Below are 23,603 nucleotides of genomic sequence, written 5' to 3' on the forward strand. Positions count from 1 at the left end.
GCTGCCTTTTGATTGAACTGTCTCTGTCAGCGTATCAAAACTAGCATGATGACTTAAACTGAGATTTTCGCATGCGGTTGAGGGCAGCCATAACGTCTAGTGTGCGTGGTTTGGCTAAGTCGCCTTGCTTAGGAAGAGCGGCATGCCACTCACCAGACAGCATTTCTTCAATCTCCTTCGCCGGATGATTACACCAACCTGGAAGTTGAGCAATTTGGAACCATAACCAGCCAATTGTGTTGACTTCATCGGCTGACTCTATCTGTTCCAAAGCGCTAAGATCAGTAAACTCTTTACCAAATCGAAGTGACTCTTTGCCTTTCGCATTCACACGGAACTTGCCGTCAGTAAGAATATTCATCAACGCAACGCGGTTCAGTGCTCGAGGTGGGAAGGTCTGTAAACGTTCTTCTGACTCGTTATGGCGTTGAGTAGGGTGCTGAGCGATAACTTCTTTCGCTTTTTCAGTCACATCAACGGCTTGGTAGTCGTGCATTTGAATGACGGTATCGGCAACGTCTAAGTAGTCGCCCGACCCACCCATAACGATAATGGTAGAGATATCAAGATCATCTCGTAATTGACCAATGCGGTCGACGAGAGGAGTAATTGGCTCATCACCTTTTGCCACCAATGCCTGCATACGCTCATCTCTAATCATGAAGTTGGTAGCAGAAGTATCTTCATCAATCAATAATGTGCTTGCACCCGCTTCAATAGACTCTTGAAGCCAAGCGGCTTGCGACGTTGAGCCTGATGCGTCTTGAGTAGAAAAGTCCGCCGTATCTTTACCCATCGGTAAATGGTTGATGTAGTTTGACAGGTTCAAGTGGTGTACGCATCGGCCATCTTCGGCACGAATCTTCATAGCCTTGTTATCGGCAACAATGTATTCGCGACCATCTCCTGGAATATGATCGTAAATTGAACGCTCTATTGCATTTAATAAGGTAGATTTACCGTGGAAGCCACCACCTACAATCAGTGTGATACCTTTTGGAATTCCTAATCCTGTGACATGGCCCTTGTTTGGCGCATGTAAAGTGACTTGTAGAGATTCAGGGGCTTTAAACTCAACGGCTTCTTTCATTGGAAGGTCGCAATTACCTGCAATTCGAGGAAGAATACTGCCGTTTGCGACAAACGCGACTAAGTTATTGGCCTCTAACTGTTCTCGTAGGGCATCTTGGTCTTCAACAACTTGGCAGTGCTTAATTAAAGCGGCTTTGTCGAGTTCACGCTCTAAAGTTGCTCGACGGATAAACTTAGGCAGGTGGAAAGTCAGTATGTTGTTGGCTTTTTTCCCCAATACTGAACGACCCTCGGCTGGTAAGTTAACTCGAAAACGCAGTTCAATACCTTCTTCAGTAAACAACACCGCGGTGCTATCCAGTACAGTTTGGCCTGTCAGTGAAATTGATACTGAGTTTTCTTGTTTAGCAAACTGTTCAAAACTACGCGCAATAAAATCACGTGCAGCTCTTTGAAATGCAGGAGACTCGTCTCTTAGCCACTCAAGACCAGTCAAAGACCATGCGCGAGTCGCACGAAAACGTGACGCCGATGCATAAGGGTCACCCTGTACATGATCGATAAACAAAGTGAAATCAGTGAAGTCGTATTGACCTTTGATTTGCTGATAAGCTCGGTAGTTCTGCTTTTCAATTTTCTTAAGCGTGGCAGTCAACTGATCCATGAAGATATTGGCCTTTTAATAGAAGCGGGCGGCGATTATAGAAACCACCGCCCTCATAGTAAAGAGAATGCTTAGGAAGAGTAGGCGTATTGCCCGCCAGAAAGGCGCTGATTAAACAAACTTTGCTCAAATTCATTACAAGGCATAGGTTTACCATAAAGAAAACCTTGTCCGATATCACAACCCTCACCAATAAGAAACTGCTCTTGTTGGTGGGATTCAATGCCCTCGATCACTACTTGGAGTTCCAGTTTTTTTGCAATGTGTATGATTGAACAAATGATCTCGCGATCATCATCTGACTTTTCCATTTGCTGGACGAAGCTTTTATCAATTTTGATGGCATCAAACGGATATTTCTTTAAATAGCTGAACGAGGCATATCCTGTACCAAAATCATCAAGTGACAATGTCACACCTAGTTTGTGCAACTTATTTAACGTTGTGCGTGCTACTATTTCATCGGCAATTAGAGCGCTCTCGGTTACTTCGAGTTCGAGAAAGTGTGCTGGCAAATGGAAAGTGTCGAGTAGGTGTTGCACTTGTTCTGCAAAATTTACGTTTTGTAATTGAATGGGAGAAACGTTGACGGCAATTTTGAAGTTATCGATTAACTCAGACCATTGTTTCGCTTTGTCTATCGCGGTACGCAGAACAAAAGAGCCAACTTCAAAGATAAGCCCGTTTTGTTCGGCCATATGTATCAATGCTTCGTTGGAAACGTCGCCAAGTATTGGATGTCTCCAGCGAAGCAAGGCTTCTGCGCCAATCCATTTACGTGTTTTGGAGTCTACTTGAGGTTGAAAGTACAACACTAAATCGTCGTTACGCACTGCTTGTAAAAGGTAACTTTCCAGTTCATTGTGACTATTGAGATCCGCCGAATGATTTTCTCTAAAATAACTAAAAGGTTCGCCGGATTCTTTACATAGAAGCATCGCGTAACATGCATGTTGAAGGATACGCTTAGCATTGCTGCAATCTTTGTAAGCTTGAACTATACCGATATACGTGTGCAAATGTATTTCTGTTTTGTTGAAGACAAATCCATCTACGCTAATTTTAGTGATATCATCTAATAGTTGATTTAACCGAGCTTCAATATCCTCTCCCCAAATCAATAAAACCATGTCATTCGAACTTGGTCTACCAGTGATAAATCCGCTAGCACCGTGTCTGGTTAATCTGGAGTGAAATTCTTTTAAAATGTTGTCAAAGACCTCGAACCCGTGCCTGGTCTGAATACTGCGAGCGTTACTAAAACCAATGTTGATGACCACAAGCGATTGCTGATCACTATCAAGGGACTGTAAGGTGTATTGGACAATGTTCTCAAGTGCAGAGCGATTTAGAAACCCAGTCCCCTGATCATGTGTTTTTTGGTAGCTCACTTGTTTTTCCGCGGCTTTACGGCGATCAATTTCTTGTGTTAAGGAGTAACTTAACTGGGCTAAATCCGTGGTACGATTTTCAATTCGACTCTTTAGCTCGGTGTTAAGTCGCTGAAGTTTATGTTGTTGGTACACAACTGAAAGCTGTGCTTCGATTGAATCTTTGAAAGTTTCAAGCAACTGACGGTAACTATCGTTGTACTCGTTTCTCTCAGAGTCAAGCATACAGATTGTTCCAAATGTCTCCCCATTTGGCCAGAATAGCGGTAAGCCGCAATAAGAAATCATGCCTAGTTTGATGTCTGGGTTATTTTGCCATTCTTCATCTTCAAGCGCATTGGGGATTACAAGCTCGCCTTTCTGTTCTATAACTTGCTCGCAATACAAACCGTTACCAAGCAGCTCTGCATCGCCAGTACGATAAGGATTACCTAGAGTTTCGCTAGATGTATTTACTTCTATGCGATCCGGATGGATACGCATAATTAATGTGGTGGGTACGTGTGTTATTTGAGCCAGTAAGTTGACGATTTCCTGCCAACTTCTTCGCATAGACTCAGGGATTTCGTAGTCTAATGTTTGCAATCTCCCCATATAGGTCATCCTTTACGTGGTTTCACTTCCTGTGAATTAAAAATGCAGACTGCTCTATTTTGTTCTCGCTTTTTAATTAAGTATAGGGTGGCTAGGGCTCGAAACAAAAAAAAGTCCTGAAAAGTGTTCAGGACTAGGAATAGTTGTCACATATCTCATCCTTGAAACAGGTAACAAGTATCAAGGCTTAAGCGACATTAACGATTCAATAGAAATGTCTTGCGAATAGTCGACATCTTCAAAGTTAAAGCCATTGAGCTTCATAAACTCATCTTTAAAACCTTGGTAATCACCAATCTCTTTAAAGTTTTCAGCATTCATCTGTTCTAAAAGAGCGTGGACTTCTTGTTGAACTTGCGGTTCAAGTTCCAAGTCATCTATTCGAATCAAGCGTTCGCCGTCAACTGGCACTTTCTCTTGATCGTATAACTTCGTAGTAAACAGCCGCTGCATTTGTTCAATACAGCGTTCGTGAGTACCTTTTTCCTTCATCACTCTATAAAGCGCTAACAGGTAGGGACTTAGCGCAGGGATGAATACACTGGCTTTCGTCACCAACGCCTTACACACGGTTGCGTAAGCACCGCCGTCAAAGTTGGCGAGTTTGAGGTTTAATGAATGACTGGTTTGGTGTAAATCGATTTTCGCTCGACCTAACGTACCATCGAGATAAATTGGGTGCGTAATGTCAGGGCCCATGTAAGAAAAGGCGATGGTTTTGCAGCCGTTTGCGATAGAGTCGTTATTGATGAGTGTGTCAATCCAGCTTTCCCAGTCTTCGCCTCCCATTACTTTAATGGTGGCATTGGCTTCCTCTCCTGTTGCAGGCGTTAAGGTGGTTTCTATCCACTTATCGTTCTCCAGCATGATAGAAGCGCCAGTGACAGGTTCACCAATAGGTTTAATGACACTGCGCCAAAACTCATCAGATTCAGGTTTAGGTCGAACACCGGTTGCCAAGCTATAGATGACTAAGTCAACTTCACCCTCAAAGTACGTTTCAATGGCTTCAATCACTTGATTGCGCACCGAACCAGAGAATGCATCGCCAACAATATTTATTGCGGTACGCCCGGCTTGATTTGCTTCTTGCTTAAAAAAGACGTTGTTATACCAACCCGCACTCCCAACCCCTTTCTCTGAAGGGCCACGCTCAAATGAGACGCCAATGGTATCGGCGTTAGCGCCACCGAACGTTAGGGCTATTCGTGCCGCTAGGCCGAAACCAGAGGAGGCACCAATAATCAAAACCCGTTTTGGGCCTTTTTTGATCTGTGGGGCGTGCTTTACGTATTCAATTTGCTCTTTAATAGATGCATGACACCCTTTGGGGTGCGCAGAGCGAGCAACAACACCTTGAATTAACGGTTCTATTCGCATGTTGTTATCTATCCTCGATGAGTGGAATTGAAAATAGATTAACGTAAAGTTACGTAAAACTTATTGAGCTAGACCATTAAAATTAGAGATGTTTAATTAATTCTTGAGCAACGAAATCAGCGATCCAAGGTTGTGCATCTGGTTTTGGGTGAAGGCCATCATCCATCATCCATTCTGGTTTGGTGACAACATGCTCTAAGAAGAATGGCATCAAGGCAACTTGTTGATGCTGTGCAAGCTTAGGGTAGATATCGTAAAACATATCGCTATAGCGCTTACCATAATTAGGTGGAACCCGAATTTGCATCATGACAACGTCCGCACCAGAATCTTTTATCATGGTAATCATTTTTGAAAGATTCGACGTAATAAGTTTAGGAGGGAAGCCTCTTAGGCCATCGTTGGCACCTAACTCAATAAGTACCATGTCAGGGCTATGCTGAGTTAGCAACTGAGGTAACCGTGCTAAGCCATTGCCGGTTGTATCGCCAGAAATGCTGGCATTAATAACTGTTACATCTTGACCATGTTCTGACAACGCATCAGGGAGTAAGCTAGGCCAACTCTCTTCGATCGGCATCTGATAGCCTGCACTCAAGCTATCACCCAAGACAAGTAGCTTTTCGCTCGCATGTGAAGTAGCGGAAAAACAAAAAAATAGAACTAAGGAAAGTATACGAATCATGCAAACACCTGTACTTAATGCACCTATTGTTCAAGCCAATTTGGTTTCTAAACAAGTCTCTACTAATCAAGAACAATTAACAATCCTCAAAGACGTAAATGTTGACATCCGAAAAGGAGAAAAAATCGCCATCGTCGGAACTTCCGGTGCAGGTAAGTCAACATTGATGACGTTGCTAGCTGGTCTTGATACGCCGACATCAGGCGAAATTACTTTATTAGGTCATGAATTATCAAAACTGGACGATGAAGCACGTGCGAAAATTCGGGCTGACTCTTTAGGTTTCGTTTTCCAAAGTTTCCTGTTAATCCCGAGTTTGAGTGCATTACGTAATGTCACGCTTCCTTGTCTTTTACGTGGTGAAGCCGAAGATGAAGCAAGAGCAGCGGAATTGTTAGCTGCTGTTGGATTGGAAAAACGTGTCGACCATTTACCAAGCCAGTTATCTGGTGGTGAACAACAGCGAGTTGCGCTAGCGCGTGCATTTATGACACAGCCTGAGCTGTTGTTCGCAGACGAGCCTACCGGCAATCTTGACCATCAAACCGCAGACAAAGTGATTGAGCTGCTATTCGATCTTAATGAACAGCACGGGACAACTCTGATTTTAGTAACACACGATGGTCATCTAGCAAGCCGATGTGACCGTATCTATCGTATGGAGGCGGGTGAGCTTAAGGAGGAGATATAATGTCTGCAGTATCATCAAGTGAAGCAACATCCACAGAGCAAAATAGTACAACACAGCACTCGTCGAATAAAAGTTTGATACGTTGGAGTTTCGGCGAAATAAGGCAGGGGAATCTTTGGCCTATTAGCGTTGCTCTTATTCTCGTGATTGCGAGTATCTTTGCGCTTTCTGCATTAGCAGAACGAATGGAGCAGGTGATCGTCAAGCAGGGGAAGGATGCATTAACGGCAGATGCGGTGTTTGTGTCTGCTAATCCCATTCCGGACACGTTGTTAACCTCGACTGAAAACCTTGAACGTTCGATGATGACGCGATTTGCCACTATGGCATTTAGCGATAATGGTATGCAGCTTATTTCTGTAAGGGCGGTGGATGATAATTACCCTTTAATGGGAGAGCTCGTTCTTGAAAATAATCCGGCCGGTCGCGTTAAAGAGAACCAACTCTGGCTTGATGAGCGGATTATGACTCAACTAAACGTAAACTCAGGTGACAGCGTCACGATAGGCGATGCCGAGTTTACTGTATCAGGCGCAGTATTGATGGAACCTGGCTTGAGCTTTAATCCATTTCAGCAAATGCCTTCTGCATACATTCATCAAAGTGACGTAGATAAAACAGGAGCAATTCAAGTTGGGAGCCGAGTTCAATACCGTCTGTTTTTACAAGCCGATGATAAAACACTAAAGAGCTTACAAGATGATACGCAGCTTTCTCCGAGCGATCGCTGGCGCACGCAAGATACTGCCAGTCGTAGTAATGAGGTTTTTGAACGCACGACGCAGTATCTGTCGTTGACCGTAGCGATTGTCATCATTATGGCAGCGACAACATTGGTTCTTACTTGTCAAAATTACGTGAACAGCCGGACACAAACTATCGCGATGTTGAAAAGTCTTGGTGCGAGTCGCCGATGGATTGAAAAGTGGTTATTTATTCAAGTCACAATCCTTCTCATTAGTGCCAGTGTCGTCGGTCTATTGTTAGGGAGCGGGCTGGAATATTTATTACGCATTCCACTCAAAGACTTATTACCCGATCCACTCCCTGGTTACGGTGTCACACCATTTTTGGTGGCATTTATCTCAGCAGTCTTGATTACGGTGCCTGCTCTCGGTATACCATTGTTAGGCTTGATTAAAACTCCCGCGTTAGAAGTGCTACAGCAGGGTAAAGCGCAACGTTCTTGGAAGCGAATGTTACTTGTTCTAGTTCCCGTTGTTCCATTGCTTTTACTGTATGCAGATAACACCTTAGTTTGGATCGTGCTCACTGGTATAGCGGTACTGTTTGTGGTACTCGCAGCAGTTAGCGTCATACTCACAAAGCTGTTTGCACGTGTGTCAACCCATCCTGCAATGAAGCTTGCGTTGAGTCGTATCAACCGGACGCCAGTAACCAGCGGCCTACAGTTTGGTGCTTTGGCATTATCTTTGATGTTGCTGTCTATCATTTGGCTTGTGCGCAGCGATATTCTCGCGGATTGGGAGAGAACCTTACCTGCAGACGCGCCAAATGTGTTCGCTTTGAACATTGGTGATTATGAGCTCGATAACTACCTAGAAACCCTAGATAAAAATGGAGTTACGCGGTCACAAGCTTATCCAATAATTCGTGGACGACTAACAGAGATTAACGGTCAAAACGTCAAAGAGATTGATTACGAAGGAGAAGGTTCTGACGCGATACGTCGAGAGCTAAACCTGACATGGGGAGATACCCTACCAGAATATAATGATGTGCTTTCGGGTGAATGGACAAACAAAGGGAGTGTATCTGTAGAAGCGGATGTAGCAAATGACTTAGGCATCAAACTCGGTGATACGCTGCGCTTTGTAATAAACAGTCAGAATTACGATGCAGTAGTAGATACCATCCGTTATGTCGAATGGCGTGACATGAAGCCTAACTTTTATTTTATTTTCTCATCTGACGTGATGGCTAATTTACCTGGTTCTTACCTCATCAGTTATAGGATTGAAGAAGGAAATGAAGCGTTGTTGACGTCAATGTCACGTGCTCACCCAACGGTCTCTGTTTTAGATATCCGAACTATGGGCGAGAAAATTCAGGCTTTGATTCAGCAAATCGTATCAGCAATCACCATCCTTGCTCTTTTAGGCGTTGTTGCTGGTCTGCTGCTCATATTTACGCTACTGAGGTTAAGCTTGTCCCAACGCCAACAAGAGATTCGTTTGTATCGCACATTAGGTTCAAGTAAGAAACGGATCAACACAACCCTGTGGGCCGAGTACGGAATTATGGCGTTGATTGCTAGTGGTGTTGCGGTATTCGCTGCGGAAGTTTGTGTGGCCGCAGTCATGACATATGGATTCGATCTCAATGCACAAATTCACCCCGAATTGTGGATAGCTTTACCGCTTGCAACATTTGTTACGTTGGCACTTGTAGTGATGAGTTTGTTGAAAAGATTGTTAACGCCAGTAAACACTTAATCGCAGCGAGTGTTATCAAGTTTGGAACACTCCATGACACTTTTATTTTAGTTATCCACAAAAACAGTGGATAACTTTTGGGATAACTAAATGGGGTAAAAAGTGGGGTGTTTCTGCAGGCTTTGCGCCATGGGTCTTACAGTGAAATTCTTATTCACATAGACACAAAAAAGTGTCTTCTTAACCATGTCGTCAAGTACTTTTTCGCAAATTTTTTCTACTTTAATGCACTTTACAGGCGCTGTTGGATATTTCGCAAACCCATGAACTTTTTGTGATTTTAATCAAGTCCAAACACGAGTAGAATTCACCGTTAGTAAAGAATTTTCCTTATAAAATTTTTAGTGAAGCAATGAAGTCTGAGTTTCCAAGTTATAAAGATAAGCATATCGCTGTTGTTGGTGGCGGTGTAGCAGGTGCAACAGCAGCAATTCATTTTGCGGAGCTGGGTTTTAAAGTTTCCGTAATAGAGAAGGGCGTATCACTAGTAAATGGTCCACCCATTTGTCATTTGCATGCTGGTGGTAATTTATATCGAGAGATTTCCGAGCAACAATGCTTAGACTTGTTAGCACAATCTATTGATACTGTTCGCCTGTATCCGCTTTCACTGAATATTCGTCCGACAATCATCGCGGTTCCTCATTCCGATGGTGGAGACCCATCCACACTAATTCCGCGATTAGAGGTTGTGAAAAGTGCTTATCAGACGCTCGTTGATAAAGATGAGAGTAATAAAGTGCTCGGCGAGCCAAGCGAATACTACAAACTGTATTCAAAAGCGGAGCTAGAAGCTCTCGCGCAACGTACTCAACCAAGTCATCCTACAAACTTCGATGAGTGGTGCATTCCTTTTGCTCAACATGCTGATCTTGAAGCGCTAAAGTATCCGGTTGTCGCAGTTCAAGAATATGGTTGGAGTGTTTTTCGCCTCGCCGCAATTGCCAACTTAACACTAGATACGCTTCCTAATGCTTCGGTCTTCACACAAGCAACGTTTAAGCAAGCCGATTGGATGGGGGAACACTGGCAACTTGGCTATGAACGTGAAGGTATCGATTACCTGATGACATGCGACTACTTGGTTAACGCGTGTGGCTTTGAAACAGGCTCAATTGACAACACAGTTGGTGCCAAGCGAGACAGGTTGGTGGAGTTTAAAGCCGCTTACGTTACGAGGTGGGCAGACTGTCAACAACAATGGCCAGAAGTTATTTTTCATGGCCCGCGTGGAACCGATAAAGGAATGGCTCAATTGACGCCTTATGGCGATGGTTACTTTCAACTTCATGGTATGACAAAAGGAATCACGCTGTTTGAAGATGGTTTAGTGGAGAGCACGAACTCATCTGCTCAACCTGAACTGCCTATGCCTTTACTCTCGAAGATCCGTTACGGCTGGAGAGAAGAAGTGTTAGAAGAGCGAACGAACAACGCCATCAAACACATGGCGCAGTTTATTCCCGACTATCACTCTGCTGTAAAAGGAGGAAAAGCATTGTTTGGCGCTCAGCAAATTCCCGGAACAGACCCAGTACTCAGAGCGGCAGATGTGACTTTTGAAGATAACCACTACGCGAGAATAGAGGTGGTAAAAGCGTCATCGACACTACTCGCAGCGCAAAAAATGCTTCAATTCTGGTTTGACATCGATCCTAACCAAAATGTGGAAACACAGCATCCGGTCGCTGTAAAGTGGTCTGAACAAGAGGTCGAGCAGTACGCGATTAAACTCACTCAAGAGCGAGGCTATCCACAAGCTTTAGCAGTGCGTTATGGTATGCCTGCATAATCGGCTGTGTTTGGGCTCAGTGGTTGTATTAATACCCAAAAAACTGAGCCCATTGGCACCATACTTCTTGCAAGCCTAGTCTATCTCCTTTCACAAAATTGACTTTTTGTCCGGGTTTCGCCTGTGCTAGTCTAGGTAAGTCAATACGGGCTACGCAGCCAAATTTAGGATACCCGCCAATAGTCTGGTGATCGTTGAGCAGCACAATAGGGTTACCATCGCTAGGTACTTGAATTGAACCTAATGCAATTCCCTCTGATAGGACGCCTTCGTAAGGTGGACGAATGTTATTGCCCTCAAGACGGTAGCCCATGCGATTCGAATTTGGGGAGATGATGAATGCTTTGTTATAAAATGCTTGGCGAGCGTCTTCATCAAAGTCCTCGTTCTGATAGCCTTCAATCACTCTCAGCTTAATGGGTAAGTTGTAATCTGGCTTAAAGCGAAACGTCATTTGCCTTGGTTTACGTTTCGGTAAGTTATGAGGGACAAAGGGAAGAATATCACCAGCTTTCAAAGCGCCACCATTTGAATCATAACCACCTAGAGATTCTCGCAAGACGGTCGATGCGCTTCCTAAGTGCTGAGCAACATTGAATCCACCTTTAACCGCTAGGTAGGAGCGAAGCCCATTCCTTGCGACTCCGAACTGAAGCTTCTGTCCTTTTTTCAACGTAAAGTCAGACCAATTTGAAATAGGTTCACCATCTATTTTTGCATTTAAATCACCGCCACATATAGCAAGGTGGCAGTTATGCAAGGCAATAAAACAAGCGTTACCCAAAGTAATTTCAATCGCAACGCAATTGACTACGTTACCAAGCAAATGGTTGGCCCAACTGTAAGCATAGTCGTCGACCGGGCCACCTTGAGTCACACCGACATGCGCCAAGCCAAAACGACCAAAGTCTTGAACTAAAGAGAGCGGTCCTGGCTTTTCCACCAGTAATCCACCGTAACTCATAGTACGCCTCCTAAATCGATAAACTCTTGTTTTGAAATAGCATTAAAGGTGACCTTGTCACCCACTTCAAACGGTATAAAAGGAGGAAAGTCGGAGAAGAGCGCAAGCGGGCTTTTACCAATAATGTTCCATCCGCCAGGACTATCTGATGGATAGACGGCCGTTTTAGAGTCTGCGATTCCGACACTTCCGGCCGGCACGTGAGTTCTTGGTGTGGCAAGCCTTGCCATGTGCAATTGAGTATCAACGTCAGAGAGAAATGCAAAGCCTGGAGCAAAGCCAATTGCAGAAACCGCGTACTCGGTTTTCGTATGCAGGGTAATAAGATCGTCTAATGACAGACCTCGCTTTTTAAAACGAGATAGATCTAACGCGGTTTCTTCAGAGTAATATACAGGGATAGTAATATGATTCGGCTGGGAAAGCTTAAGTGATTGAGTATCAAACTGGCTCACGATTTGTTGCAGCTCATTGACTAAGTTCTTTTCGTTGATTCGAAAAGGTAAGTAATCAATGAGAATAGTTTGATAGGAGGGGACAACGTTCATAACAATTGAAGCGAAAGTTTCTCTTATGCTGCGAGCAAGCTCTCCGACTGCATTTTCAGAAATACTCTCATCAAACTTAATGAAAATACTGCACTCGGAGATCAAAGAGATATTAAATTTCTCTTTATGCATTAATTTCCTCCAGCGTATAGGCTTTGGCGGATCTTTTGGATCAGCGCGATCGACTCTTCATTGTCACCATGAACACAAATTGTATCGGCTTCCAATAATATGTAACCGCCTGAAGCGGTTTTGACACGCCCAGAGTCAGCTAAGGTCCGGACTTGCTCAAGTATCGCGTGCTCGCTTTTTAACACGGCATTGGGCTGTGTTCTAGGAGTCAGTAAGCCGTCATCTTGGTATAAACGATCTGCAAATGCTTCAAATAGCAAGGGAACATCATAATCGTCTGCGATTTCTAAGTATTTTTCGTTTTCCTGTGAAGCTAGGATCATTAACGGTACTTTGAACAGTGCTGCCGCCTTTACTACCGCTCTAAATATCGCATCACTTTTCATCATGTCGTTGTATAGAGCACCATGAGGCTTTATGTAACTGATGTCTGTGTATTGCGCCCGGCATAATGCTTGTAAAGCACCAACCTGATATATAACCATGTTCGTAATTTCATCACCCGTCATGCTTATGCTTCGTCTGCCAAAGCCTTGTAGGTCGGCGTAACCTGGGTGTGCGCCAATATCAACATCGTTGTCATTCGCTAGGGTGATGGTGTCGTGCATGACATTAGGGTCGGAGGCATGAAAACCACACGCGATGTTCGCCATATCAACATGGGGCATCACGTCTTCATCTGCGCCCATACTCCAAGAGCCAAAGCTCTCGCCCATATCACAGTTCAATGTAAGTTGCTGTTTATTCAATGTCATACGTTTTATTTCTACACAAGCAATGGGTTTACGATGCAGGAAAATGCATCTAGGTTCAGTGACTCACTTCATTCTTCTATCATGAAAACGAAGCTTTTTGAGCAGATAGCTGACGAAAAAGATCACGTTAGTCCATAAAGATGTTGCCGTTATTTGAGTTGATCCGAATTTTAAGGTATTTCGTTTCTTTTCCATCCAATTTTTGAGAATTTAAGGTTATTTTGCATTAGCATCGTGTTAATCTTGTCGCCCTTCATGGGTGATAGATTGCATAATGGTTCTTCTGTCATTTTTGTGGTTGTCTGCGACAGGAATATATATGTCATTACGAGCGAAGCTTATTTGGCCTCTTCTGGTCTTTTTAACGGCTATCTTTGTTATCTCAAAAGGTTACACCTCGTATACTGTATACCAATCGTCTAAGCATGAACTGGTCGAGCAGACAAGAAAGTTGATTAACAACGTTTCTTTCTCAATTAAAGATGCGCTGACGACAAAGGACAAGCAAAAAGCTCAAACTATTCTCGCCAACTTTTTAAACCAGCCAAATGTAACGCGGGTCAAACTTTATGACCAAGATGACCAACCATTCGCTGTTATGGAGATAAGTGGGGCACTAGCACCCGTTCCCAGTCAAACCGAAAGAAGTAGGTTGCACGCTCTAGGCTATGCCTTATCAACCAAATTTCTTTATGTTCTAGAGCCGATTATCCATGATGGCTATGTCATTGGTAGCATTAGAGTCACGCTTTCTCATCGCCCAATCGTAGAAGCCATACAATCTTTACTTCAAGATGGCGCTTTACTTCTTCTGTTTCTGATCGCTGGTGGCACTGTTTTTTACATAAGTATCGAGAGGCTTGTTCTCAAGCCCGTGATGGAACTCAACCGCGTAATAGAGAATGTGACACACGGACGAAACACGGAAAATCAAGCTCGCTATTACGCCAAGGATGAAATTGGAGACCTCGCGAGCTCTTTCAATCAAATGATGAATAGGTTAACAGTACGTGAGAAGCAGCGGCAACATTCGCTAGACACACTAGAACAAAAGCGCGCATTTTCAGAAGAGGTTATCGAATCTGTTCAGCATGCATTAGTTATTACAGACAATTCCGGACGTGTTATTCATTGTAATACGGCGACTCAGCAAATATTTCAAAAAAAAATAGATGAACTTAAATATGCCAATATTCGTGATTTAATTAAAACTAAAACACCGAATGAGCTGAGTCAGATCCTGAGTCGAGGCCTAGAGTGCGATGATATTCACCTCAAAAATGCAGATAACGAACAGCAGTTGAGCCTAACCAGTCGTCGCCTCTCGACACATGAATACTTACTGTTTTCGATTCAAGATATCACCGAAATTGAAGAAGCCATAAACCGGCAACGTGTTGCGGGACGCGTTTTTGAAAGCAGCCAAGATGGTCTCATTGTTCTTAATCATCGCGGTGTCATTACGATGGCAAACCCTGCCGTCACTAAATTAGTCGGCTTAGAGGTGGATCAGCTTATTGGGAAGTCATTCATCCAAACGCTAAAGTGGCGCAAGTTACAGGAAATGATGCCTAGTATCATCGAGTCGATAGAAAATTATGGCGTTTGGCAAGGTGAAGTTATCGAGAAGAACCATATTGGTCAGTTTGTACCGATGTTTGCTCGAGTCAATCGTATCGTTAAGTGTGAAGACTATGGTTTCTATGATCTGGTTATTGTTCTTACCGACCTTTCCGGCGCAAAAGAGATGGAACGATTGGAGCATTTAGCTCATCACGATGCTTTAACGGGGTTAGCCAATCGATCTAAGTTCCATTTAGAGTTGGAACAACTAGTACAACGCTCTGGATACTTGCGTGACGAATTTGCAGTTTTGTACCTCGATCTGGATGGATTTAAAGAAGTTAACGATACCTACGGTCATGATGCAGGTGATGAAGTTTTGAAAAAAGTTTCCGAGCGTCTAACATCTGCGACGAGACATAGTGATTTAATCGCAAGACTTTCTGGTGATGAATTTGTCATGTTGGTTAATCCCGCCAATCAAAAAGTGGTCACCCGAATAGCAGAACAGTTGCTCGAGAGCATATGTGCTCCAATTGAGTACAAAGGTCACTTACTCAAAGTTGGCGTTAGTATCGGCGTAAAATTAGTCGGCGTAAATGAGCGCGATGCTACTCGAGTTTTAAAAAGTGCGGATACGGCAATGTATCAAGCAAAGAAAGCCGGGAAAGGCCAAGCAATATTAATGGGATGCGAATTACAAGAGACAGTTTAAATCGTAACGTCAAAGCTTTAAACTAACCCGATTCGCGTCAGAAGGAATAATAAAATGAAAGTACTCGTTACGGGTGGTATGGGTTATATCGGTAGTCATACGTGTATTCAAATGATCGAAGCTGGCATGACGCCAGTAATTCTAGACAACCTGTACAACAGTAAATCTACGGTATTAGATCGAATTGAAAAGGTATGTGGTGTAAAGCCAACCTTCATTCAAGCCGATATCAGAGACAAATTGGCGATGGTAGAAGCACTAAAGTCGCACAATATTGAAGCTGTTATCCATTTTGCAGGTTTAAAGGCCGTCGGTGAGTCTGTAGCAAAACCTCTAGAGTATTACGACAACAACGTTAATGGCACGTTAGTATTGGTTGATGCAATGCGTGAAGCCGGAGTTAAATCGTTGGTATTTAGTTCATCAGCGACTGTATACGGTGATCCTGCATCTGTACCCATCACTGAGGACTTTCCAACTAGCGCAACTAACCCATATGGGCGCAGCAAATTAATGGTAGAAGAGTGTTTAACCGACTTCCAAAATGCGAACCCTGACTGGAGCATTACACTTCTTCGTTACTTTAACCCGGTAGGTTCACATCCAACAGGCGAGCTAGGTGAAGATCCTCAAGGTATTCCCAACAACTTAATGCCGTTTGTTTCTCAAGTTGCGGTAGGGCGCAGAGAGTTCCTTTCTGTGTTTGGTAGTGATTATCCGACCAAAGATGGCACAGGCGTACGTGATTATATTCATGTAATGGACTTATCCGATGGTCACGTTGCTGCATTAGAAAAAGTAGGTAGCAAAGCTGGCCTTCATATCTATAACCTCGGTACTGGTAACGGCTACAGTGTACTGGACATGGTGAAAGCATTTGAAGCCGCAAGTGGTAAAGATGTCCCATACCAACTTGTTGAGCGTCGTCCAGGTGATATTGCAGAGTGTTGGGCGGATCCATCAAAAGCGATGAATGAGTTAGGTTGGAAAGCAACTCGTACTCTAGAAGAAATGACTGGCGATACATGGCGCTGGCAGTCTACTAACCCTCAAGGTTATCCAGATGCCTAATCTTTAATTTACATAATAGTAACAAAAAGGCGCATAATTGCGTCTTTTTTGATCCAAATCGGAAAAAATCGTAAATTACTGGTTAAAAGGTAGCAAGTATATATAGAGCTGTTAAACTATGCCCGACTCTTAATTTGGGTTATAAATTTTCTCGTAGCTATTGGGGTAGTTCATGGAACTCGGTCTGATCATCACTTTCATCATTGCAGCAGCAGTAATGGTGAAAAAAGAGATGGCAAAACAGTAAACTTTCATTTTTCATACTTTTCTTTACATTTTTGAAATGAAAGCCATAAAAAAGCCAGCATTACGCTGGCTTTTGTGTTTTTAAGGTTTAGAACTCGTATTTAACACTAATGTTGTAATTACGCTCAGCTTGCGTTTTGTCTCGACTTAACTCAGTCTTACCGCGAACATCGTTCCAAAGATGGTATTCTTCATTCGTTAGATTCATAACACCAGCACGAATGGTTATATCTTTCATTGGTTTGTAGTACGCCGTTAAGTCAACGACTGTCGCAGACGGCAAAGCAACTTGGTCTTTGATTCCGCCTTTATCACCATCAGAGTTGATATCACTGTTCGATTTCTTAGCCGTGTAGTTTACTTTTAGGCTTGTCCCCCAAAGTGCATTTGGTGAATCGTAATTTACAGCAGCTACGGCATTCCATGGGTTTACACTGTTCAAAGGATTACCATCACCATCTTCACCTTCTGTGTATGCTGCAACAAAGCGAGTTGTCACGCCTGATGGAAGACCAGCAATGGCATGCCAATCAAGACGGTTAGAGAGCTCAACCCCTTTAATGTTTGCTTCACTAATATTGATATTTGTGAATTCAGTTAAACCACCATTGTTTGATGACGTTTGCTCAATAAAGTCACTGTAATCACTGTAGTAGAACGCTACTTCAGTTGCAGACGCTGCAGTGTTATGACGGTAACCAAGTTCATAAGACAAACTCTTTTCAGATCCCAAATTTGGGTTAGGGCGGTTGGTATAGCCATGAGCCGGATTATCGTAGGTGTAGTAAAGCTCGTCGAACGATGGCGCTCGGAACCCTTGGCTCACTTGCGCGAAGATCGTGCCAGGTTGCGATACAGAGTAAGTTGCTCCTAAACGACCAGTTAATGCAGAGTCGCTAAACTTCTCGAATGACTCTTCAGAAGTATTTGAAGGATTAGTAGAGAAGTAATCGTAACGCACACCTGGAGTCAGAATTAGCTTGTCATTAAGAAGCGAAATTTCATCTTGCAAGAATAAACCAAAGCTTTCTTCTTTTGCATCCGGTGTGTAAACGTAAACAGTATCTGGCGTGCCAGGATCGGAATTAAACTCGCGATTGGTATTACTGATGTCACTATGTTTGTACGATATTCCGTAAACAATATAGTGATTTTGAATCTCTTTATCTAACTGAGTTTCGAATTCAAATTTGTCTTCAGTATATTCGTAATCTTTTTTCTGTTGGTTGTCACCACTAGGCGGTACGTAAGGTGGGTAACCTGGGCTGGCTTCGATAAAGCGATTAGACACGCCGTTTTCTTCTTTACCAATCCATGTAAGCTTGGACGTGATCGTATCCGAGATAGCTGCATCTGCAAACCAAATGTGCTTGAGCCCAATGCGATTTTGCTTGGTTGTGTCTTCAGCGTTGAAGTTTTTGTAACTTTTATGTGCGATCTCTGAGTCAGTCTCGTTGTAAATAACTTCTCCCAAGAACTCCAAGCGATGAGCGTCATTCAATTGAGATTGAAGTTTTACCAATAGATCGTTTTTGTAATAATCTTGGTTGTCCACAGAATAGTTATCGTAAGGCGCCTTAGAGAAATTTTGTAGCTCTGCACCATCACGGCGTGTAAAGGCTATAAGTGCTTCTGTATTACCGAAACGCTTTGCTAAAGCTACATGCTCACTAAAAGAGTTATCTTCCGATGAATAAGAGAGTTTAGCTTGACCACCAAAGTCTTTACCATCTTTGAGGAAATCCTTCGGATCTTTTGTTTCGAATGCGACAACACCGCCAATTGCATCACTACCATGTAGGCTAGAAGCTGCTCCTTTAACAATTTCGACACTCTTTAGCATATCGGGGTCGACAGTAACGGCACTAGAATTGATAAACGAATATGGTCCACCGCTGAATACACCTGGTTGAGATGCACCGTCTACTAAGATTTTAACTCGTTTACCTTCCATCCCGCGAATGTTAATACTTTGGACGCCTTGGCGTTGAGTGCCATTAACAGTAACCCCTGGCGTATACTCGAATAGATCATTCAAGTCCTTTACCATGTTTTCTTCGATGTCTTTCTCTGATACAACAGCAACAGAAGCAGCAACAGTGTTTATGGTTTGGTTGGTACGGGTGGCCGACACAACGACTTCTTCAAACTTAGAAGCTTCTTCCGCATAAGCAGTATGGGAAAGGGCAACTAAAATGGAGGCTGACAAAATTGATTTTTTATACATTGGCTTCAATACCTTAGATCCATAATAGGTAACAACACGCGGATATTAATGGATCTAAATGGTAATTACTATCATTACCATTGTCATTTATTGATTTGTATTGAATCTTCTTCTTAGGCTATGAGCATTCCTAGTCTTTAGTTATCAATATGTTATATTATTTGTCGTTAGTTCTTGATAAGTTCATCCAAATACAACGAATGTGATGAATGTCACATTAAGAGAGGCCATGTGCAGAGTCCAATTACGTTAGAAGCACTCCATATTCTAGATGCTATTGATCGAAGAGGGAGTTTTGCTGCTGCTGCGAATGAGTTAGACAGAGCCCCGTCATCGCTGAGCTATCAAATCCAGAAACTCGAGCAAGACTTAGACATTATTATCTTCGATCGCTCTGGTCACAAAGCCCATTTTACTGAAGCAGGTAAGCTTATTCTTGAAAGAGGAAGAGCCATTTTACAAGCCAGTGAAAAGTTAGTGAACGATGCAACGTTATTGGCGAATGGCTGGGAACTGGATATTACCATTGCCTTCGATGGCATTATTCCTATATCCAACTTTTTCCCGATGGTTGATGCGCTGGCCGAGGTCAGCTCAACTCGAGTCAGGCTGCAAGAGGAGATTCTGGCTGGTAGCTGGGAGTCGTTGAATACGGGGAGAGCTGATTTACTGATTTGCCCATCACTGGATACGCTTCCTCAAGAAGTTAAGTCAGAAAAAATTGGTAAAATGAGTATGTATTGGGTAGCTTCCGCTGATCACTATGTTCACAAGCGTAGTGGTAAGTTTGATGAAGCAGCGCGAGAAAAGTATCGGATTATTGCTATTGCAGATACCGCACGTGAGCAACCAGCGCTCTCAATTAATATCATTCAAAAACAGCCTCGCTTGACCGTCACCAACTTTACGGCAAAAGTAGAAGCGCTAACTGCAGGTTTAGGCATTGGTACATTACCAAGCCAAATTGCACAACCTCTTATTGATAGTGGTGTATTGAAACGAATCGAAGGCACTGAAGAACAGCCGATGGATATTATTTTGGCATGGCGCCGGAACACTATGGGTGAGGCAAAATCCTGGTGTATTCAGTACTTAAAAAAGAATTGGAAACTAAAGTAACAACGTAACTTTTACTTCTTAGATTCCCATTGATTATCGAATGTAAGAAGTAAAAGTCATCGCTAATGCTGCGCTTTTCAATTTAAAGGGAGCACCATATCTGCCGTACCGTCTGCAAACTGGACATCGATCTCAAACCCCAAGTTCTGAGCCAACATCAACATTCCTCTGTTTGTTGGCATGGTCATTCCAGACATTTGCTTTGTGCCTTTAATTTTGCAATAGCTGATTATTTTCTGCATCAGCACTTTGCCTAAACCTTTTCCTTTCAAATCTGAACGAACCAAAATAGCAAACTCAGCGTCACTATTGTCTGGTGTAATCAATGCGCGGGCTACCCCTATGATAGACGGTCCGTCAGTATTAAACGCTACCGCAACAAACGCCATTTCGCGGTCGTAGTCTATTTGAGTAAAGTTTGCCAAAGCCTCATGGTTGAACTCTCCAACTTCAGAAAAGAAACGCTTATAGAGATCTTCTTTCGATACGCTATTAATGAATTGAGCATGCAGCGGCTCATCCTCAGGCAAGATAGGGCGAAGCAGGATAGGTTGGCCATCTCGAAGCGTCACCGTTTCGACAAACTCTGCCGGGAAAGGGCGAATCGCTAGCCGTTTTTGGGCGTCTCCTTCGTACTTACACAGTGTGACATCTGCATCAAGGATAGTTAAATCGCTTCCGGACACTAGCACTGGATGGATATCCAGTTTTTGTATTTCTGGTAACTCAACTGCCATTTGGGAGATACGAACCAAGAACTTCGACAACTCAGTAATATCGAGCGCATCTTTGTGTTTCTGCAGGCGAATCTTTCCAGACTTTAGGGCAACAACGACAAGGTAGCGCGCAAGCGTCATGTTCAAAGGAGGAAGTGCAGCGACGGCATCTTGGGCGATATTCCACTCAGAGCCGCCTTGACCAAGCAAGATCACTGGTCCAAAGACTTTATCTACTGCAATACTAATCCGTAGCTCTTCAGCGCTGCCGAGCTTTGCCATCCCTTGTACCAACAGCCCATGTACATTGGCGGAAGGGTAGCTGAGCTTTACGGTATCTAAAATGGATAGCGCTGCGTTGGAAACTTCTCGACTGTTTCTTAAATTTAGAGCGACACCGTGAACATCAGATTTATGAGGAATGTCTGGAGAACGCAATTTAACCGCAACAGGATATCCAATATTTTCTGCCATATGAACGGCTTCAATGTCGTCAGATGCAATCCACGTCGGCAAAACGTTAAACCCGAACAGCTTAAATAATGGGCTAGTTTGATGCGTATCTAAGGAGACTGTGTTTTTATCCAGTAGTCGTTCGTTTACCCATTCTTTTGCTGAACTCACACTTCCTGAATGTAATGGCTCTGCCGTCGTTGGCGTTTCCATTAGTTGTTTCTGGTTTCGTCTGTATTCGACCAAGTGCATGTATGCTACAACCGCACTTTCAGGTGTTCTATAGGTTGGAATGCCTGCTTGAGTAAAGGTCAGTCGCGCTTCTCTCGACGTTTGTTCTCCTGACCAGTTGGTCAAGATATTAAAATGCTTATGCCGAGGGTGAGATTTGATTGCATTAATAACGGCTTGAGCAGTTTCAAGAGGATCAGAAACAGCAGAAGGACTATGCATAATCAATATCGCATCTGCACAGTCGTTATTCATCAGTGCGTTAATGGTATCAATATAGCGTTTTTGGGTTGCGTCACCAGACAGATCAATTGGATTTCGAGCACGCCAGTTGGATGGAAGTACTGCTTGTAATTGCTCAATGGAAGCGTCATCAAGCGTTGCGAGTTGGCCACCACGTTCAATCAAAGTATCAACGGACATAACAGCAGGGCCGCCGCCATTGGTGATGATCGCTAAACGCTCTCCACGAAGTGGCACAGAATGCGTGAGTGTTTCAACCGCGGCAAAAAGCTCATGCGTATTGCTGACTCGTAACATACCAGTTCTGCGAATAGCAGAATCGTAAATTACGTCAAGTGTATCTCCGTCTTGCTGCTTAAAAGTATTCATCTCTTTAGAGCGGCCCGCTTTTAGCACCAATATACGTCGGTTACGTGAAGCGGCTCGCGCAGCAGACATAAATCGGCGAGCGTCTTGGATATTATCAACATAAAGCAGAATAGCTTCTGTGTTTCCATCCATACTCAAATAGTCGAGCAAATCTGCAAAATCGATATCCTGTCCACGCCCAATTGAAATGAACGAAGAAAAACCAATGTTCTTATCATTTGCCCAGTCTAAAACCGTGGTACAAACCGCCGCGGATTGTGAGATGAAAGCAATTTTTCCGGGTTTAGCTGCGACAGGGGAAAACGTGCAGTTAAAATTGTGCCAAGGAAGAATGATACCTAAGCTGTTTGGGCCTAAAACTCGAATGTTCAATGATGAGATATCTAAAGGCTTAGGGTCATCAGAGATAACAATCGCAAACGGTGTGCCTCTCTCATCTAGCTCTTTAAGCAATTGCTCGTTACGTGAAACGTTCGTACACAAAATTGCAATATCTGGCGTATAGGGCAGGGAAGCTACATCAGGGTAAGCGATCACGCCAGATACGGCTTTATATCGCGGCGTTACTGGCATAATCGCGCCACCAAATCCACTTTGTAGAAGGTTGCGCATCACAACATGTCCTGCTCGCAATGCTTTTTGAGATGCCCCAATAACGGCCACAGAGTTGGGTTTAAAGAGTTTATTTAGTTTATTCATGCTGACTCCTAGCCGTTTGTAAGTCACGTTGGCTTCTCGGTTTCATATCAATCATAAACGAATAATTTACTGATAAAACATCTTCAGACCAGACATTGCAGAAAATGTGTACGATGCTTATGGAGTTTGTGTTATTCATCACATCAAAATCACAGATTATTGTATTTGATGCTTGATAAACGGCCCTGCTATCGGCATGATTTATCGTAATATTTATCCAGAGCATTTGTTACTTCATGAAAAAAATCGCAATCATCGGCTTGTCAGTTCTGCTTTCTGCTTGTGCATCTGAAACTTACATCACGGATGTGACCTCAGAAAGTTACCGAGAGGACTACAAATCAGATCGTATCTCTAAACCAATTATGGCGTCTGAAAACGCTGTAGTAGAAAAAGACGTACAACCAACTGTTGTGAAAATGACGGCAAAGCCTGAAGAAAAGAAAGTAGTCAAGCTAACGCCAAAAGAGCAGGCGAAGCCAGTTAAGATCGTACCACCAAGTAAAAAGCAAGCTGGCATTCAACGATTCGGCTATACCATTCAAGTCGCAGCTGTGGGTAGCCAAGCTAAAGTCGATCAGTTTGCAAATAAGCTGCCACAGAACGGTCAGCCAATTTGGGAAAACTACAAAGTTGTAAACGGTACTAAGTGGTTCTCAGTTTTATACGGAGACTACGCAACAAGCGCAGAAGCCAAGCAAGCGATTTCGACTTTGCCAGCTCAATTTCAGCAGTTAAGGCCATTTGTTAAAAGCATTGATGCAATCAAAAACTCAGCTTACCCAACGCTTAACAAATTAAATTAACACATAAAATAAGGGAGCGAATAGCTCCCTTATTTATTTGCTCAAATCCTATTCGAACAAC

Annotated in this window: 16 protein-coding genes; 7 read left to right on the forward strand and 9 right to left on the reverse strand. The window is 43.3% G+C overall.

Annotated elements, in window-relative coordinates:
- Positions 1-40: 40 nt before the first annotated feature.
- The 4 genes from R7E29_RS08260 to tesA form a co-directional block, all read right to left on the reverse strand.
- A complete protein-coding gene (locus R7E29_RS08260; protein ID WP_017821933.1) occupies positions 41-1,696 on the reverse strand; it encodes an ABC-ATPase domain-containing protein in 1,656 nt (551 codons plus the stop codon).
- A 71-nt stretch (positions 1,697-1,767) separates the two neighbouring features.
- Positions 1,768-3,681: a sensor domain-containing phosphodiesterase gene (locus R7E29_RS08265; RefSeq protein WP_017634164.1), complete on the reverse strand. Its 1,914-nt coding sequence runs from the start codon at positions 3,679-3,681 to the stop codon at positions 1,768-1,770.
- Positions 3,682-3,861: 180 nt separating this feature from the next.
- Entirely contained in the window at positions 3,862-5,061 is a 1,200-nt protein-coding gene (fabV, locus tag R7E29_RS08270) for an enoyl-ACP reductase FabV (protein ID WP_054575992.1), read from the reverse strand.
- An 82-nt stretch (positions 5,062-5,143) separates the two neighbouring features.
- Entirely contained in the window at positions 5,144-5,746 is a 603-nt protein-coding gene (gene tesA, locus R7E29_RS08275; RefSeq protein WP_054575991.1) for a multifunctional acyl-CoA thioesterase I/protease I/lysophospholipase L1, read from the reverse strand.
- Between tesA and R7E29_RS08280 the strand changes: the two genes are divergently transcribed.
- The 3 genes from R7E29_RS08280 to R7E29_RS08290 all read left to right on the forward strand — a co-directional run bounded on the left by R7E29_RS08280 (position 5,745) and on the right by R7E29_RS08290 (position 10,685).
- Positions 5,745-6,437 carry an ABC transporter ATP-binding protein gene (locus R7E29_RS08280; protein ID WP_005376323.1) on the forward strand — a complete coding sequence of 231 codons (693 nt, stop codon included), beginning with the start codon at positions 5,745-5,747 and terminating at the stop codon, positions 6,435-6,437. The genes tesA and R7E29_RS08280 overlap by 2 nt on opposite strands.
- Complete coding sequence (locus tag R7E29_RS08285; RefSeq protein WP_053303614.1) at positions 6,437-8,893, forward strand: ABC transporter permease; 2,457 nt, start codon at positions 6,437-6,439, stop codon at positions 8,891-8,893. Before R7E29_RS08280 ends, R7E29_RS08285 begins: the two co-directional genes overlap by 1 nt.
- Before the next feature lie 352 nt (positions 8,894-9,245).
- On the forward strand, positions 9,246-10,685 hold the full coding sequence (locus tag R7E29_RS08290) for an FAD-dependent oxidoreductase (RefSeq protein WP_033907074.1): 1,440 nt from the start codon (positions 9,246-9,248) through the stop codon (positions 10,683-10,685).
- Positions 10,686-10,713: 28 nt separating this feature from the next.
- Here R7E29_RS08290 and R7E29_RS08295 read toward each other — a convergent pair whose 3' ends face one another.
- From R7E29_RS08295 to R7E29_RS08305, 3 genes are read right to left on the reverse strand one after another with little or no spacing between them, the layout of a single operon-like run.
- Complete coding sequence (locus R7E29_RS08295; protein WP_005376316.1) at positions 10,714-11,649, reverse strand: biotin-dependent carboxyltransferase family protein; 936 nt, start codon at positions 11,647-11,649, stop codon at positions 10,714-10,716.
- The gene (locus tag R7E29_RS08300; RefSeq protein WP_053303615.1) at positions 11,646-12,329 is read right to left on the reverse strand and encodes a 5-oxoprolinase subunit B family protein; all 684 of its coding nucleotides are present in this window, start codon (positions 12,327-12,329) and stop codon (positions 11,646-11,648) included. The genes R7E29_RS08295 and R7E29_RS08300 overlap by 4 nt, the downstream gene beginning before the upstream one ends.
- Positions 12,329-13,084, reverse strand: a complete 756-nt coding sequence (locus R7E29_RS08305) for a 5-oxoprolinase subunit PxpA (protein WP_005386314.1) — start codon at positions 13,082-13,084, stop codon at positions 12,329-12,331. Before R7E29_RS08305 ends, R7E29_RS08300 begins: the two co-directional genes overlap by 1 nt.
- 319 nt (positions 13,085-13,403) lie before the next feature.
- On the opposite strand from R7E29_RS08305, the gene R7E29_RS08310 reads away from it, so the two are divergent.
- Positions 13,404-15,362, forward strand: coding sequence for a diguanylate cyclase domain-containing protein (locus tag R7E29_RS08310; protein ID WP_054575990.1), 1,959 nt, complete (start codon positions 13,404-13,406; stop codon positions 15,360-15,362).
- 54 nt (positions 15,363-15,416) lie between these two features.
- Positions 15,417-16,433, forward strand: a complete 1,017-nt coding sequence (gene galE / locus R7E29_RS08315) for a UDP-glucose 4-epimerase GalE (RefSeq protein ID WP_005386320.1) — start codon at positions 15,417-15,419, stop codon at positions 16,431-16,433.
- A 334-nt stretch (positions 16,434-16,767) separates the two neighbouring features.
- On the opposite strand, the gene R7E29_RS08320 is transcribed toward galE, so the two are convergent.
- Positions 16,768-18,906 carry a TonB-dependent hemoglobin/transferrin/lactoferrin family receptor gene (locus R7E29_RS08320; protein WP_053303617.1) on the reverse strand — a complete coding sequence of 713 codons (2,139 nt, stop codon included), beginning with the start codon at positions 18,904-18,906 and terminating at the stop codon, positions 16,768-16,770.
- A gap of 231 nt (positions 18,907-19,137) precedes the next feature.
- Here R7E29_RS08320 and R7E29_RS08325 point away from each other — a divergent pair, with 231 nt between their 5' ends.
- Positions 19,138-20,025 (forward strand): LysR family transcriptional regulator, encoded by an 888-nt coding sequence (locus R7E29_RS08325; RefSeq protein WP_017634152.1) that lies wholly within the window; start codon positions 19,138-19,140, stop codon positions 20,023-20,025.
- A gap of 77 nt (positions 20,026-20,102) precedes the next feature.
- Here the strand turns inward: R7E29_RS08325 and R7E29_RS08330 are convergent, their stop codons facing one another.
- Complete coding sequence (locus R7E29_RS08330) at positions 20,103-22,736, reverse strand: bifunctional acetate--CoA ligase family protein/GNAT family N-acetyltransferase (RefSeq protein WP_213906644.1); 2,634 nt, start codon at positions 22,734-22,736, stop codon at positions 20,103-20,105.
- A gap of 236 nt (positions 22,737-22,972) precedes the next feature.
- On the opposite strand from R7E29_RS08330, the gene R7E29_RS08335 reads away from it, so the two are divergent.
- Positions 22,973-23,542: an SPOR domain-containing protein gene (locus R7E29_RS08335; protein ID WP_005390018.1), complete on the forward strand. Its 570-nt coding sequence runs from the start codon at positions 22,973-22,975 to the stop codon at positions 23,540-23,542.
- Positions 23,543-23,603: the final 61 nt, after the last annotated feature.

The sequence above is a fragment of the Vibrio sp. Vb1729 genome, from assembly GCF_033338655.1.
GTDB lineage: Bacteria > Pseudomonadota > Gammaproteobacteria > Enterobacterales > Vibrionaceae > Vibrio > Vibrio alginolyticus.

Bases quoted from the DNA above. Each gene is read 5' to 3' on its own strand.
- R7E29_RS08260 (WP_017821933.1), bottom strand. From the start codon at position 1,696: ATGGATCAGTTGACTGCCACGCTTAAGAAAATTGAAAAGCAGAACTAC.
- R7E29_RS08265 (WP_017634164.1), bottom strand. From the start codon at position 3,681: ATGGGGAGATTGCAAACATTAGACTACGAAATCCCTGAGTCTATGCGA.
- fabV (WP_054575992.1), bottom strand. From the start codon at position 5,061: ATGCGAATAGAACCGTTAATTCAAGGTGTTGTTGCTCGCTCTGCGCAC.
- R7E29_RS08280 (WP_005376323.1), top strand. From the start codon at position 5,745: ATGCAAACACCTGTACTTAATGCACCTATTGTTCAAGCCAATTTGGTT.
- tesA (WP_054575991.1), bottom strand. From the start codon at position 5,746: ATGATTCGTATACTTTCCTTAGTTCTATTTTTTTGTTTTTCCGCTACT.
- R7E29_RS08285 (WP_053303614.1), top strand. From the start codon at position 6,437: ATGTCTGCAGTATCATCAAGTGAAGCAACATCCACAGAGCAAAATAGT.
- R7E29_RS08290 (WP_033907074.1), top strand. From the start codon at position 9,246: ATGAAGTCTGAGTTTCCAAGTTATAAAGATAAGCATATCGCTGTTGTT.
- R7E29_RS08295 (WP_005376316.1), bottom strand. From the start codon at position 11,649: ATGAGTTACGGTGGATTACTGGTGGAAAAGCCAGGACCGCTCTCTTTA.
- R7E29_RS08300 (WP_053303615.1), bottom strand. From the start codon at position 12,329: ATGCATAAAGAGAAATTTAATATCTCTTTGATCTCCGAGTGCAGTATT.
- R7E29_RS08305 (WP_005386314.1), bottom strand. From the start codon at position 13,084: ATGACATTGAATAAACAGCAACTTACATTGAACTGTGATATGGGCGAG.
- R7E29_RS08310 (WP_054575990.1), top strand. From the start codon at position 13,404: ATGTCATTACGAGCGAAGCTTATTTGGCCTCTTCTGGTCTTTTTAACG.
- galE (WP_005386320.1), top strand. From the start codon at position 15,417: ATGAAAGTACTCGTTACGGGTGGTATGGGTTATATCGGTAGTCATACG.
- R7E29_RS08320 (WP_053303617.1), bottom strand. From the start codon at position 18,906: ATGTATAAAAAATCAATTTTGTCAGCCTCCATTTTAGTTGCCCTTTCC.
- R7E29_RS08330 (WP_213906644.1), bottom strand. From the start codon at position 22,736: ATGAATAAACTAAATAAACTCTTTAAACCCAACTCTGTGGCCGTTATT.
- R7E29_RS08335 (WP_005390018.1), top strand. From the start codon at position 22,973: ATGAAAAAAATCGCAATCATCGGCTTGTCAGTTCTGCTTTCTGCTTGT.